13 protein-coding genes are annotated in these 12,947 nt (G+C 71.9%); 7 read left to right on the top strand and 6 right to left on the bottom strand.

What is annotated here, in order from left to right; translation table 11 throughout:
* Positions 1-71: 71 nt before the first annotated feature.
* Positions 72-1,277 (bottom strand): winged helix DNA-binding domain-containing protein, encoded by a 1,206-nt coding sequence (locus ACZ5XZ_RS10855; RefSeq protein ID WP_468976375.1) that lies wholly within the window; start codon positions 1,275-1,277, stop codon positions 72-74.
* A gap of 168 nt (positions 1,278-1,445) precedes the next feature.
* Positions 1,446-2,156 (bottom strand): NADPH-dependent F420 reductase, encoded by a 711-nt coding sequence (locus tag ACZ5XZ_RS10850; RefSeq protein WP_468976373.1) that lies wholly within the window; start codon positions 2,154-2,156, stop codon positions 1,446-1,448.
* Between the two features lie 103 nt (positions 2,157-2,259).
* Here ACZ5XZ_RS10850 and ACZ5XZ_RS10845 point away from each other — a divergent pair, with 103 nt between their 5' ends.
* Positions 2,260-3,219 (top strand): helix-turn-helix transcriptional regulator, encoded by a 960-nt coding sequence (locus tag ACZ5XZ_RS10845; protein ID WP_468976371.1) that lies wholly within the window; start codon positions 2,260-2,262, stop codon positions 3,217-3,219.
* A gap of 31 nt (positions 3,220-3,250) precedes the next feature.
* Here ACZ5XZ_RS10845 and ACZ5XZ_RS10840 read toward each other — a convergent pair whose 3' ends face one another.
* Positions 3,251-4,012 (bottom strand): SDR family oxidoreductase, encoded by a 762-nt coding sequence (locus ACZ5XZ_RS10840; RefSeq protein ID WP_468976368.1) that lies wholly within the window; start codon positions 4,010-4,012, stop codon positions 3,251-3,253.
* 163 nt (positions 4,013-4,175) lie between these two features.
* Between ACZ5XZ_RS10840 and ACZ5XZ_RS10835 the strand changes: the two genes are divergently transcribed.
* The 3 genes from ACZ5XZ_RS10835 (at position 4,176) to ACZ5XZ_RS10825 (ending at position 7,262) form a co-directional block, all read left to right on the top strand.
* Positions 4,176-5,129: a helix-turn-helix transcriptional regulator gene (locus tag ACZ5XZ_RS10835; protein WP_468976365.1), complete on the top strand. Its 954-nt coding sequence runs from the start codon at positions 4,176-4,178 to the stop codon at positions 5,127-5,129.
* A gap of 542 nt (positions 5,130-5,671) precedes the next feature.
* Complete coding sequence (locus tag ACZ5XZ_RS10830; protein ID WP_468976363.1) at positions 5,672-6,874, top strand: polysaccharide deacetylase family protein; 1,203 nt, start codon at positions 5,672-5,674, stop codon at positions 6,872-6,874.
* Positions 6,875-6,986: 112 nt separating this feature from the next.
* Positions 6,987-7,262, top strand: coding sequence for a hypothetical protein (locus tag ACZ5XZ_RS10825; protein ID WP_468976360.1), 276 nt, complete (start codon positions 6,987-6,989; stop codon positions 7,260-7,262).
* On the opposite strand, the gene ACZ5XZ_RS10820 is transcribed toward ACZ5XZ_RS10825, so the two are convergent.
* The 3 genes from ACZ5XZ_RS10820 to ACZ5XZ_RS10810 form a co-directional block, all read right to left on the bottom strand.
* Entirely contained in the window at positions 7,244-8,185 is a 942-nt protein-coding gene (locus tag ACZ5XZ_RS10820; RefSeq protein WP_468976358.1) for a hypothetical protein, read from the bottom strand. The two genes, ACZ5XZ_RS10825 and ACZ5XZ_RS10820, sit on opposite strands and share 19 nt — an antisense overlap.
* A 130-nt stretch (positions 8,186-8,315) precedes the next feature.
* The gene (locus ACZ5XZ_RS10815) at positions 8,316-8,669 is read right to left on the bottom strand and encodes a carboxymuconolactone decarboxylase family protein (RefSeq protein ID WP_468976356.1); all 354 of its coding nucleotides are present in this window, start codon (positions 8,667-8,669) and stop codon (positions 8,316-8,318) included.
* Positions 8,670-8,947: 278 nt separating this feature from the next.
* Positions 8,948-10,015, bottom strand: coding sequence for an alkene reductase (locus ACZ5XZ_RS10810; RefSeq protein ID WP_468976354.1), 1,068 nt, complete (start codon positions 10,013-10,015; stop codon positions 8,948-8,950).
* A 199-nt stretch (positions 10,016-10,214) separates the two neighbouring features.
* Here ACZ5XZ_RS10810 and ACZ5XZ_RS10805 point away from each other — a divergent pair, with 199 nt between their 5' ends.
* The 3 genes from ACZ5XZ_RS10805 to ACZ5XZ_RS10795 all read left to right on the top strand — a co-directional run bounded on the left by ACZ5XZ_RS10805 (position 10,215) and on the right by ACZ5XZ_RS10795 (position 12,919).
* The gene (locus tag ACZ5XZ_RS10805; protein WP_468976352.1) at positions 10,215-10,751 is read left to right on the top strand and encodes a MarR family winged helix-turn-helix transcriptional regulator; all 537 of its coding nucleotides are present in this window, start codon (positions 10,215-10,217) and stop codon (positions 10,749-10,751) included.
* 86 nt (positions 10,752-10,837) lie between these two features.
* A complete protein-coding gene (locus ACZ5XZ_RS10800; RefSeq protein ID WP_468976350.1) occupies positions 10,838-12,058 on the top strand; it encodes a hypothetical protein in 1,221 nt (406 codons plus the stop codon).
* Positions 12,059-12,184: 126 nt separating this feature from the next.
* On the top strand, positions 12,185-12,919 hold the full coding sequence (locus tag ACZ5XZ_RS10795; protein WP_468976347.1) for a TetR-like C-terminal domain-containing protein: 735 nt from the start codon (positions 12,185-12,187) through the stop codon (positions 12,917-12,919).
* Positions 12,920-12,947 lie beyond the last annotated feature (28 nt).

Raw genomic sequence — 12,947 nt, 5'->3', positions numbered from 1 at the left:
GTGGCGCCGGCCGCCCCGCCCGGCGGCGCTCCCCGGAGCCCGCACACAGCGGGCGAGGCATGGATACCGCGTCATCCGTTCCGTGCGGTGCGGCCGTTGGCGGCGAGACGGCGTTCGAGGGGGGTGCGGTAGCAGGGGGTGACGCGGGTGCCGGCCAGGAAGGTGGTCAGGCGGGTGGTCTCGTGGTCGATGGCGGTGCGGGCTTCGCGGCCGGGGTCGGTGAGGAGGTGGTGGTTGATGTGGCCGTCGGGGTGCTGGGCCCAGGCGCCGACGATGCGGCCGTGCCACCAGATGGTGGGGCCGATGTTGCCGTTGCGGTCGAAGAGGGCCTTGGTGTGGTCGGGGTCGAGGTACCAGTCGCGGTGGCGCCAGCCCATGGCCGTGGGGTCGAGGCCGGGCAGCAGGGCGGCGCCCGGCTCGGGGAGGCCGGGGGAAGCGTCGAGGTCCTCGGGGAGGAGGTAGCCGGTGCCCTCGTCGAGTTCGACGGCCTGGGCGCCGGTGGCGGCCAGTGCCTTGCGGGTGTCGGTGAGGTTCCAGCCGGTCCACCACTTCAGGTCGTCCACGGTGACCGGGCCGAACGCCGCGAGGTAGCGACGGGCCAGCGTGGTCTTCGCCTCGGCCACGGGTATCTGCGGCAGGGGCCGGGCCGGGGCCCACCGGAACTGTGCGGAGGTCCACGAACCGGCGGGCCGGGCCCGGCGGATGCGGCCCTCGGCGGCGAGCACGCCCAGGACGGAGGCGCTGGCCCGCTGCCGCGATGCGTAGGACTTCCCGGGAGAGAGGACGATCTGCTCGCGCAAGGCCGGTATGTCCGCGGCGAGTTGGGCCGCGGTGGCCTCGCCGCGGGCCGCGAGGGCGGCGAGCGTGGCCTGCTCGGCGGCCGCGTAGCCGCGCTCGTCCCAGCCGAGGGTGTCGCGGAGCCTTGCCATGGTGTCGGTGCGGTGGCGGTGGGTGTCGCGGACGGTCGCGGACCGGACGGCCGGGGCCAGGGGGGCGGGGAGGACGAACATGGTGCGGCGCATGCACCGGATGCGCTCCAGCGCCGGGGTGCCGGCGGCGGTGGTGTCGTAGAGAGACCGTTCGACGGCGGCGACGGTGGGCCGGTGCATGCGGGCGGCCGTGGCGAGGAAGACGGTGGCGGGGTCGGTGGCGTGCAGGCCGATCAGCGCCTCGGCCACCGCCTCGGCCGTGTTCTCCCGCACGGAGGGTGCGAGGAGATGACGGCGGACGAGGCGGGCGCGGCGGTGGGCTGCGGTGACGCGGGGCAGAACGATCACGCTCGCTAACGGGTCAGTGGGTGCCGTGGATGCAGAAGGGCCGGCCGGAGGGGTCGAGCAGGACCGTCCAGCACTTTCCGCCGGACAGGGTGACGGGGCCGGCGCCGGTGTTGCTCAGGGGAGTGCTTTCTTGTGTGCGGTGGGAGTCGGCCTCGTGTGCGGTGGGCGTCAGCGGACGACCTTGACGCCGAAGTGGGTGCCGAAGCCGAGGGCGAAGCCGATGGCGCTGTGCATGTGGGCGTACATCTCCATGCCGCGGGCGGCGACGATTCCGCCGAGGTCGAGGATGTCGGTCCAGCCGTAGGACGTGAGCAGGTCGGTGGCCTGCTGTCGGGCGTCGGCGTCCTCGCCGGCGACGAACATGGTGTGGTCCCCGCCGCCGACGGCCTTCGGGGCGACGACGGTGGCCTGCTCCTGGGTGACGAACGCCTTGACGACCTTGGTGCGCGGCAGGGCGCGCTGGATCTGCTCGCCGAGACTGTCGCTGTCGCAGGGGTCGAGGACGGGCATGGCGCCCCATGGGGTGGGCCAGGGGTGCTCGATGTCGGGGTTGTAGACGTACGGCACGGCGTAGTCGATGAGCGTCTTGCCGGCGAGCTGGTCGGCGATGGCGGACAGGGCCGCCAGCGCGTTGTGGCCGTCGATGCCGTTGATGACGAGGTCGCCCTCGGCGGCGGCGTCGCCGAAGGTGTGCAGCCCGGTGCCGGGGTGCGCGGCGAGGAACTGCCGGTAGGGCGGGGTGCCCATCATGTCGGGCTCGGTGCGGGCCAGGGTGGCCTTCGGGTCACGGGTGCCCACGTGGACCTCGTGACCGAGTTCGGCGAGCTTGGCGATGTGGGCGCGGGCACCGCCACCGGTACCGAGAACGGCGATCTTCATGGGGAACCTCCCGGTTTGATCTGTTTTGATCCGTTCGGACAGGTCCCACCGTAGAGGGCATTCAGGACAGTAGGTGTCCTTTGACGGCGGCATCATGGGATTCATGACCAGCGACATGACCGCCCGGATGCTGCGGCTGCTGTCCCTGCTGCAGACCCGTCGGGAGTGGTCCGGCGCCGACCTCGCCGCGCGCCTCTCGGTGACCGTGCGCACCGTCCGCCGGGACATGGACCGGCTGCGTGAGCTGGGCTATCCCGTCGACAGCACCCGCGGACACGCCGGCGGCTACCGCCTCACCTCCGGCAGCGACCTGCCGCCCCTGCTGCTGGACGACGACGAGGCGGTCGCCGTCGCCGTCGCCCTGCGCACCGCCGCGGGCGGCCTGACCGGCATCGAGGAGACCGCCGTACGGGCCCTGGCCAAGCTCGAACAGGTCCTGCCGCGTCGCCTGCGCGGCCAGGTCACGGCCCTCCAGACCTCCCTCGCGGGCATCGCCTGGGAGACCCGCGGGCCACGTGCGGACCCGGGCCTCCTCGCGGCCCTCGCCGTCGCCTGCCGCGATCACGAGATCGTCGCCTTCGACTACACCACCCGCCACAGCGGCACGGCGCGGCGCCGCGTGGAGCCCTGCCATGTGGTCGCCTCCGGCGACCTGTGGTACCTCCTGGCCCACGACACCGACAAGGACGACTGGCGCCTCTTCCGCCTCGACCGCATCACCGGTGCCGTGCCCACCGGGCACCGCGTCCCGCCCCGCCCCGTACCCGGCGACAACCCCGCCGCCTTCGTCGCCGGCCGGCTGTCCGCCGCCCCCACCCGCTACCGCGCCCTGGCCACCGTCCAGGCATCCGCCGAGCACGTCCGCGCCCGCACCCGGGGGCTGGCCTCCCGACTGCAGCCCGTCGACACGCACAGCTGCCGCGTCGACGTCTCCGACGACTACCTGCCCCGTATCGCCCAGACCCTGGCCGACCTCGACGCCGACTACACCCTCGACGCCGACCCCGACGTCCTCGCCCATCTCCGCGACACCGCCCACCGCGTCCTGCGCGCCACGGGATGAGACATGGGCCCGGCCCTGCCGGCCGGGTGCGTCAGGCCTGCCGGGTGGGCAGCACGATCGCCTGGCGCAGGTTCACATGGCGGGCGCGGCTCGTCGTGTAGGCGATCAGGTCGGCGACGTCGTCCGCCGACAGACCGATCAGCGCGTCGAACATGCCGTCCAGCTGGCCGGACAGCTCGGCGTTGTCGATGTGGCCGCCCAGCTCCGTGTCCGTCAGGCCCGGTTCGATGTTGGTGACGCGGACGTCGCGCGGGCCCAGCTCCGTGCGCAGGGACTGCGAGAGGTAGGTGAGCGCGGCCTTCGTCGCGCCGTACACCGCGTAGTGGGGGAAGGTGATGTGCGCGCCGATGGAGGAGATGTTCACCAGGTCCGCCGTGCGGCCGGTCTCCGCCACCGCGATCAGGTCCGGCGTGAAGGCGCGGATGACGCGCAGCGCGCCGGCCACGTTCGTGTCCAGCATGCGCTGCCACTCGTCGGCGCGGCCGTCGGTGACGGGGTTCGGCAGCATCACGCCCGCCGCGTTGACCACCAGGTCCACCTCGCCGTACGCGGCGTGGACCCGATCGACCGCCGCATCCACCGAGGCCGCGTCGGTGACGTCGGTGGCGACCGCGAGGGCCTGGCCGCCGTCCGCCTCGATCCTGGCGGCCAGCTCGGTCAGCCGATCGGCCCGGCGGGCGAGCAGCGCCACCCGCACGCCGTGCGAGGCGAGCAGCCGGGCGGTGGCCTCGCCCATACCGCTGGCGGCTCCGGTGACGACGGCGGTGCGGCCGGCGAGGGTGTCGTATGCCATGGGAACTCCTTGGTCGGTGGTGGTCCGAGAGGGGCGCCGCCGGGCGTCCCCCGGCGACGACCACCACCCTGCGCCCGGCCGCCGCGCCTACCCAGGGCTGCCGTTTTCCTGGGTCCGGCAGTACCAGGAAAACGGACCGGTCCCGGGACCTAGGATCGCCGGCATGGACATACCCGTCGGCCGGGAACTCGGCGACTTCCTGCGCTCGCGGCGCGCCCGCATCCAGCCCGAAGAGGTCGGGCTGCCAGGTCACGGCAGGCGGCGGGTGCCGGGCCTGCGCCGCGAGGAGGTCGCCCAACTCGCGGGCGTCAGTGTCGACTACTACATCCGCCTCGAACAGGGCCGCGGCCCCTCGGTCTCGGACGCGGTCCTCGACGCCGTCGGGCGTGTCCTGTGCCTCGACGACACCGAGCAGGAGTACCTGCGCACGGTGGCCAGGCCCGCCACCCGCCGCACCTCCGCGGCCCGTCGCACGTCCGCCGCCGGTCGGGCCCCCCAGAGGGTCCGCCCGGGTCTGCGACTCCTCCTGGACACCCTCGACCGGGCCCCGGCGTTCGTACTCGGCCGCCGCATGGACGTGCTCGCGTGGAACGGCCTGGGCGACGCCCTCCTCGGCTTCTCGCAGCTGCCGCCCGAGGAGCGCAACATGCCGCGCCAGGTGTTCCTCAATCCGCTGACGCGTGAGCTGTACCCGGACTGGCCGGCGGTGGCCGCGGAGACGGTGGCCCATCTGCGCCTGGACGCGGGGAACCATCCGCAGGACCGGCCACTGGCCACGCTGGTGGGCGAACTGTCGCTCGGCAGCGAGGACTTCCGCCGGCTGTGGGCGGACCACCAGGTCAAGGAGAAGAGCCACGGGTCCAAGCGCCTGACGCACCCCGTGGTGGGCGAACTCACCCTGCCCTACGAGACGTTGACCGTCCCCGGGGAGCCGGACCAGATGCTGGTGGTCTACACGCCGGAGCCCGGTACGCGGACGGAGGAGCGCCTGCGGCTCCTGGCCAGCTGGGCGGCGACACCCTCGGACAGCGCTGAGGAAGCCGAGGGAGCTGCCGGAGCCGAGGGAGCTGCCGGGTCCGCGGTCCGGGTGACCGCCGATCCGTCGGACACCCCCTGAGGGGAGACATCCCGTAGTACGGCAACGGTTGTTGGTGAACGGTTGTTAGTGAGGCGTTATCGGGGCGCTAGCGATCTCCGTCAGAGTCATGTGCGTCCAAGGGCGTTGAGGGAGGGCCGGGGGGTCTTCGGCTTCTCGCCCGCCCATTGAACGGGGAGCACGAAATGCGGAAGGCGCGGAAGGCGACGGCGCCGGGTATCGGCGGTCGCGCCGGTAGTACGCGCGAGTTACCGGGGCTGCCGATTCCCCGCGAGGGGGCGGGGCGGCGCGATCGGTCACCTTCTTCCTTTCGGGGTTGACCACGGCGCGGTCCGCCGAAGCGAAGGGCAGCTCAGCCGCGTTACGGAGGCGCGCGGGGCCGCCAAGGGCCCCGTAAATGATTGAAGACTTCGGAGTGTGATCCTCCGTCGACCCTCCGTTGAGAATTCTCCTTTTCGGGGCCGCAGCGGAACCTCGACATCCGCCACCCCATCTTTCTGGGCGTCCCAATTCTCTGGGCGACCCACATACCAGAACTTCGAACGAATGCGATGGGGACCGTGATGCGCGAATTCAGCCGTCGAGGCATAGTCGGGCTCGGAATAGGGGCGGCGGCCGCGCTCTCCGTGGCCGGCTGCTCGCCCTCCGGGTCGTCGACCTCCGACAAGGTCGGCACCAAGCCCGGAAAGTCGCCGAAGGGCAAGCCGATAGGCGACGGCTCGACCGCGTACACCGGGAAGCAGCCCAACCAGCCGCCCGCACCGGAGAAGCTGGAGCCGGGCCAGAAGCCGCCGCAGTTCGTCGTCTTCTCCTGGGACGGGGCGGGCGAGGTGGGCAACGGCCTCTTCCCGCGGTTCCGCAAGCTCGCCAAGGAACACAACGCCTCGATGACCTTCTTCCTCTCCGGGCTGTATCTGCTGCCCGAGTCGAAGAAGCGCATGTACCGCCCGCCGAACAACGCCGTCGGCGCCTCCGACATCGGCTACCTCACCGATGACCACATCAAGGAGACGATCAAGAACGTGCGCGGGGCGTGGCTGGAGGGCCACGAGATAGGCACCCACTTCAACGGCCACTTCTGCGGCGAGGGCCGCGGCTCGGTGAAGCACTGGACGCCCGCCCAGTGGGACGACGAGATCGAACAGGCCATGTCCTTCGTCACCAAGTGGCGGACCAACACCGGCTTCACCGACCTCGAATCGCTGCCCTTCGACTACAGCAAGGAGCTGGTCGGCGGCCGTACGCCGTGCCTCCTCGGCCAGGAGAACCTGCTGCCGACGGCGAAGAAGCGCGGCTGGCGGTACGACGCCAGCTCACCCGGCGGCCTCCAGGTCTGGCCCACCAAGAAGCAGGGCATCTGGGACTTCCCCCTCCAGGGGATTCCGTTCCCCGGCCACAGCTTCCCGGTCCTCTCGATGGACTACAACATCCTGGCCAACCAGTCGAAGAACTCCACCAAGGCCCCGCCGGCCAACTACCCGGGCTGGCGCAAGCAGGCCGCGGGGGCGTACATCGCCGGTTTCCAGCGGGCCTACGAGACCAACCGGGCGCCGTTCTTCATCGGCAACCACTTCGAGCAGTGGAACGGCGGCATCTACATGGACGCCGTCGAGGAGGCGATCAAGCACATCGCCGACGAGAAGCACAAGGACGTCCGACTGGTCTCCTTCCGTCAGCTCTGCGACTGGCTGGACGCCCAGGACCCCAAGGTCCTGGCCGGCCTGCGCGGGCTCGGGGTGGGTCAGCAGTTCACCGGACGCGGCTGACGGCCCCGATCGGGGGCTCCTGCCGGCAATGCGTCCTTGCGGGAAAATGGAGAGGACCGGCACCCACGAAAGGGCTCGATAACTCGTCGTGCCGGACGGAGAGGAGAGACCCATGCGCAGACGTCTCCTCAGAGCCGGTGCCGTCGCCGGCGCCGCACTTTCGGCCCTGATCATCGGCGGCGCCACCGAAGCCGCCGTCGCCGCCCCCTACGCTCCCGCATCGCACCGGATGGCCGCCGCTCAGCACCCTCAGCTGGTACCGGAGGAGTGCGGGGTGGTGCCCGTGACAACGCCCGTCACGCTCCACGGCAGAAAGGCCTTCACCACCACGTGGTACTTCAACTGCACGCTCAAGGAACCACAGTCCGCTCAGGACCCGCTTCCGTGAGGTGAGCGGCGACCGGTGGTGTGCGAGCGCCGGTGGAGGAACCACAGGCCTCCCAGGAGCAGGGAGAGCGCCACCAGGGCGATCAGGGCGGTGCCCCAGAAGCCGCCGATCAGCCGGACTCCCGCGAGGGCGAGCCCGGCGGCGGCCAGGAAGGGCAGCAGGGTCAGGGCCAGGAAGCGCAGGATGACGGCGACGCCGGCAGCCCTGGGCAGGCGGGTGGACAGCCGTCGGTGCCTGAGCCGGTCCCCGGGGGCACCGGGCGCGTAGTACCGCACGGCCTTGTCCGCCAGTCGCAGGGTGCTCTGCCGGTAGAGCACGGCGAGCGCGGGCACCCAGATCAGGGGGAGCACCATCCCCACGAGGAACAGGGCGCCGAGCATGGCCGTCGACAGTGCCCGGCGCGGTCTGCTGGGCTTGTCGCCGCCCGTGAGGCCGAGCACGGCGGCCATCCTGACGATGAGTGCCCAGCGGGTGCGCCGGGGGAGGTGGCCGTGTCCACCCGCGGGATGGCGGCTCACCTCGGTCAGGGCCCGGCCGGCCGCCTCGGTCGACGGGTACACGTCCTGCAGGACCAGGATGTCGGCGACCCGTTGTTCGCTGCAGGGGTCGTGGCCGGCGACGGCGGCCAGTTCGAGCACCATCTTCGCCTGCGACAACAGGGCCGCCACGAAGCTCACGGGCATCAGGACGATGAACGGCCCACCCAGTGCGGCGCCGTCGACGATCGTCATCCGCGTCCCGTGGGCAATCGCGTCGTGGCCCAGCTCATCGGCTCCGGCCAGGGGCTTTCGGTGTCTGCGGCGGGCCGCCGCGGCAGCGGCCCGCGGCCCGAACCGCCGCACGGCGAAGAAGGCCAGCTGCTCGGGCATGTGCTGCGGGTCCGCCCAGATCATCGGCAGCAGCGCCTGGGCCTCGACCGTCACCGGCTCGTCCGCGCGGGCGGAGGGCGACCCGGGCCTGTGGGGTTCACCGGGCCTGCGTGGTTCACCGCCGTTCATCCGGTGCCGGCTCGGCCGGATTCGACGTTCTCCGATGCGGATTCGTCACCCCGTCCTACGCCGTCTCCAGCTCCGTGACGATTTCGGCGAAACCGAGCGCGCGCAGAACGCTGCCCGCCGCATCGACCACCCGCGCGCTGCCGACGATCGGCGCGATCGCCACACAGACGGCCTTGGCGTCCTCGGCGGTCAGGCCGGCCTCCTTCGCCACGCTGAGATTGGCCAGGTACGAGGCGGGCGCGGCGTCCATCGCGATGAGCGCCGCCAACCGCACCAGGTGGTAGGTGCGCTCGTCGAGGCCGGAATTGGGCAGCGTTTCGATGGTCATCCGGGCCAGCTGCTCGAAGACCGGGTGCTCACCTTGCGCCAAGGCGCCCAGGGCTCGTTCGGGAGATTGTGCTGCTGTCATGATCAGCGACCTTCTCACTCTCCATGTGTCCAGCAGAACCACACGGGCCGCGCGGGAAGGGAAGGCCGAGCAGGATGGACCTCAACGCAGGAAGTGCCTACATCCATGGCATTCCTTCGCGGGCTCGGCGTCAAATGCTCCCGGTCCGCGAGGCGGAGGGACAGCCGGTGCTCCGGAGTGCCGCACCGGCCAACGATCAGGTGTCCGAGCAAACATCTTCGGGACGGGAAGCTGCCAGACGGGAGCTGCCAGACAGCGAGCCGTCAGAAGGGAAACCGTCAGTCGAGGGCGGGGTAGTCGGTGTAGCCGCGCTCGTCGCCGCCGTAGAAGGTGGCCGGGTCCGGTGCGGTGAACGGTCCGCCCAGGGCCAGCCGGCGGGGCAGGTCGGGGTTGGCCAGGAACAGCGCGCCGAAGGCGATCAGGTCCGCCAGCCCCTCCTCGACCAGGGGCAGCGCCTCGTGGCCGGTGGGCTGCGGGTGGGTGAAGGGGTTGAGGACGAACGCGGTCGGCCACGCCTGCCTCAGCTGCCGGGTCAGCTCCCGGTCCGGGCCCTCCATGAGGTGCAGATAGGCCAGCTCCAGCGGCGCCAGCCGCGCCACCAGGGCGCCGTAGAGCTCGGCGAGGCACTCCTCGGCGATGTCGTTGTACGGGTTGCCCGGCGAGACGCGGAAGCCGACCCGTTCACTGCCGACGGCGTCGGCCACGGCGGCGGCGATCTCGGCGCCGAGGCGGATGCGGCCCTCGACGGAGCCTCCCCAGCCGTCGGTGCGCTGGTTGGCGTTGGCGGAGAGGAACTGGTGGATCAGGTAGCCGTTCGCGCCATGGATCTCCACTCCGTCGAAGCCGGCGGCGATCGCGTTGCGGGCCGCGGCGGCGAAGTCCGCGACCGTCTGCCCGATCTCCTGCTCGCTCAGCTCCCGGGGCACCACGAAGTCCTTCGGGCCCTCATGGGTGAAGACCTGTCCCTGGGCGGCCACGGCCGAGGGCCCGACCGGCACCAGGCCGTCGGGCAGCAGGCTGGGGTGGCCGACCCGGCCGGTGTGCATGAGCTGGGCGAAGATCACCCCGCCGCGCTCGTGGACCGCCCGGGTCACCGGTCGCCACGCCTCGACCTGGGCCTGGCTGTGCAGGCCGGGGGTGTCCGGGTAGCCCTGCCCGACGACGCTGGGCTGGATGCCCTCGGTGACGATCAGGCCGGCCGACGCCCGCTGGCCGTAGTACAGGGCCGTCTCGGGTGTCGGGGTCGCGCCGGGGCCATAGGCCCGGCTCCGCGTCATCGGGGCCATCGCGATCCGGTTCGCGAGCTTGGCGCCGGCCAGATCGAACGAGTCGAACGCAGTGGACATGGCTGACTCCTCCAGGGGTGGGTGCGGGGTGGGAGCGGGTGCTGCAGCGCCGTCAGCATGACACATTACTTGCCCGAGCAACAAACATGCTCCGCAAGCGAGGTTTGTCGGTGCTGCCACCCTCGCTGGTTGCCTGGGCAAGTACGATGGCCGGACGCATTGCCCTCCCGCCCGCCTGCCGGGGACGAAGGAGCTACTCGTGGCCGATGAGCCCACCCCGCCGCCCGCGGCACACCGACGGTCCGCCCGCGACACCGCCCCGCCGCCCAGCGGCGCCCTGCCCGCGACGGCGCGCAGCGGTCCCCTCAGCCACGCCGTCTTCCGCACCGCCCGCCTGCACCGGGCGGCCGCCGCGCACCTGCTGCGCTCCACCGGCCTCTACGCCGGCCAGGAGCTGCTGATGATGCATCTGTGGGAGAACGGACCGCAGACCCAGTCGGAGCTGGTCCGCCTCCTGGACGCCGAGCCGTCCACCGTCACCCGCATGGTCAAGCGCCTGGAGCAGGGCGGCTTCGTCCGCCGTCGGCCCTCCGCCACCGACCGGCGGGTGATGACGGTCGAGGCCACCACCGCCAGCCAGGCCCTGCGCCGCCAGGTCGAGAGCGCCTGGCAGGAACTGGAGCAGACCACCGTCAGCGGCCTCACCGACGCCGAGCGCGACACCCTCGGCGCCCTGCTGCGCACAGTGGAGGACAACCTCAGCCGGGCACTGGGCTCCTGGACCCAGGGCACATAGGCAGCCGCGGAACGGGTCCCGCCTCGGCCGGTATGTTCGAAACGGCCACCGCCGCGGGGGCGGGACCGCCGAGGACGAGGGGACGCATGGACACGGCTACCATCCTGGCCCGCCTGGAAGAGGCTCGTGCCGCCGATTCCACGGCGCGCAACCGGATCTGCGACGAGGTGGCCGCCGCATTACTGGCAGCCGGGTCCCCGCCGGAGTTCGAGGTGGGCTCCGCCGACTTCGACACGGACCCGTACTTCGTGTGCGCCGACCGCTACTGGCGCGGGCGGCTCCAGGACCGGCCGACGGCCGCCACGGCGCTCGAATGCGGGCGATGGATGACGGACCATGTGACGGACGAGAGCTGGATCGCGGTCGCCGAGCAGTGGGGGCTGGGGAACGGGTTCATCAACCGGCACAGCGCCGAGTCGGTGGGTCAACTCGCCGAGGCGGCCCGGGAGATCGCCGGCCTCGGCGAGACCGCGGGGCAACGCGTCGCGTACCTCGTCGCCCTGTTCCACGGCGGCAAGCTGCGCTCGAACTTCTGCTTCGACGAGCTGCACGACTTCCTCGCGTCCTCGCCGCTGGCCCTGGCCGCCGGCGCCCACCGTGAGGAGCCGCTCTTCCTGGCCCTCAGGTCGTTCGCCGCCTTCGGCAGTCGCGCGTTGACCGTCGAGTACGCCACCGATCTGCTGGTCCGGGCCTGGGCATCGCCCCGCCGCACCCGGCACACCGTGGACCTCTGCCTCAACGGGCTGGCGCTCGCCGTCCCCTTCGAGGGCCAGGGGGAGCTCTTGCGCCGGCACGCCGAGGAGGCCGTCGAGGAGTATCCGCGCAACCACATGTTCCACGCCCGGCTCGCCGCCGGCCTGCACATGTGCGGACGGCACGACGACGCGCTGGCGCGCATCGACACCGCGCTGGCGCTGCTCGGAGCGAACCCCGCCTTCAGCCACAACATCCTGCAGGACCAGTACCTCGCCAAGCGGGACGCGATCCAGGAGGGGCGGCTGCGGGCCCTGCGGGACGCCGAGCAGCAGCGGCGCTGGGACCAGCAGATCGCCGCCAACGCCCAGTTGGAGCGCTCCTTGCACACGTCCTCCGTGCGGGCCGTCGAAGTCGTCGCCGTCTTCACCGCCGCCATCGCCTTCGCCGTCGGATCCCTCCAGGTCACCCTGACCGGCAAACTCCCCCTGTCCGACCGCCTCTGCCTCCTGGCCGCGCAGGGCGTGGGCCTGGCCGTCTTCGCGCTGCTGATAGTCGGAGGGACGTGGTGGATCACCCGGCGGCGTCAGCATGGGGGCCGTGAGGACGCGTGACGTCGCACTGGTGACGGGCCGGGCCTCAGGGCGGCATGACCGGCGGGTGGCCGGATCGCAGCGTATGGCCGAAGTGCATGGGTGATCGCCCTTATGGCCGTTGTAGCAGACAGGTACGGTTTGGCCATGGATGCATCGGGAACGCTCGCGGCCGAGGAAGGCACCGGGCCGCCGGCGGTCATCAAGGCCGCCGCACGCCAACTGCTGGTGAAACGGGGCGCCGGCGGGCTGACCCTGGAGACCGTCGCCGGTTCCGGCGGTCTGGCCGTCGCCGACGTGGCGGCCGTCTTCCCGCATCGGGACGACCTGCTGACCGCGCTGGTCATCGATGCCTACAACGCGTCCGGCGCCGCGATGGAGCAGGCAGATCAGGCCGCCGGGGACACCGGTGCGGCGGCGGGCGCACGGCTGCTGGCGGTGACCCGCGCGCTGCGGCAGTGGTCCTTCGACAACCCCGCCGAGTTCACCCTGATCTACGGCTCGCCCGTGCCGGACTACCACGCCCCGCAGAGCACGGTCCCGCCCGCGTCGCGTACCCCCGGGGTACTGGCCGGCATCGTGCGGGCGGCACTGGAGGCCGGTGAACTCACCCCGCCCCGGCGGACGGTGGCGCCACCCGGCCCGCCGCTGCTGCGGCCCGAGGCCGTGGAGCTCTTCGGCGGCGTGCCCGAGGCTCCGTTCTCGGACATCATCGAGCGCGGCATCGTGCTGTGGAGCAATCTGATCGGGCTCCTGGTGTTCCAGGTCTTCAGCCGTACCCACGACAGCGTCCGGGACGAGTCCGCGTTCTTCGACTACGCCATCGCCGTGGCGGCCGAAGGCATCGGACTCGTGGTCCCCCTGGGCGAGGACACCGACTAGACCGTCCGCCGCGCACGCGGCGCCGCCG

The sequence above is a fragment of the Streptomyces sp. NPDC033270 genome (assembly GCF_055576575.1).
The sequence above is the reverse complement of the archived record's forward strand: the minus strand, read 5'-3'. Positions and strand labels throughout refer to the sequence as shown.

Excerpts from the sequence above, each read along its gene's own strand:
- ACZ5XZ_RS10850 (WP_468976373.1), bottom strand. The coding sequence starts at position 2,156 with ATGAAGATCGCCGTTCTCGGTACCGGTGGCGGTGCCCGCGCCCACATC.
- ACZ5XZ_RS10835 (WP_468976365.1), top strand. The coding sequence starts at position 4,176 with ATGGACATACCCGTCGGCCGGGAACTCGGCGACTTCCTGCGCTCGCGG.
- ACZ5XZ_RS10845 (WP_468976371.1), top strand. The coding sequence starts at position 2,260 with ATGACCAGCGACATGACCGCCCGGATGCTGCGGCTGCTGTCCCTGCTG.
- ACZ5XZ_RS10815 (WP_468976356.1), bottom strand. The coding sequence starts at position 8,669 with ATGACAGCAGCACAATCTCCCGAACGAGCCCTGGGCGCCTTGGCGCAA.
- ACZ5XZ_RS10810 (WP_468976354.1), bottom strand. The coding sequence starts at position 10,015 with ATGTCCACTGCGTTCGACTCGTTCGATCTGGCCGGCGCCAAGCTCGCG.
- ACZ5XZ_RS10830 (WP_468976363.1), top strand. The coding sequence starts at position 5,672 with ATGCGCGAATTCAGCCGTCGAGGCATAGTCGGGCTCGGAATAGGGGCG.
- ACZ5XZ_RS10840 (WP_468976368.1), bottom strand. The coding sequence starts at position 4,012 with ATGGCATACGACACCCTCGCCGGCCGCACCGCCGTCGTCACCGGAGCC.
- ACZ5XZ_RS10800 (WP_468976350.1), top strand. The coding sequence starts at position 10,838 with ATGGACACGGCTACCATCCTGGCCCGCCTGGAAGAGGCTCGTGCCGCC.
- ACZ5XZ_RS10825 (WP_468976360.1), top strand. The coding sequence starts at position 6,987 with ATGCGCAGACGTCTCCTCAGAGCCGGTGCCGTCGCCGGCGCCGCACTT.
- ACZ5XZ_RS10795 (WP_468976347.1), top strand. The coding sequence starts at position 12,185 with ATGGATGCATCGGGAACGCTCGCGGCCGAGGAAGGCACCGGGCCGCCG.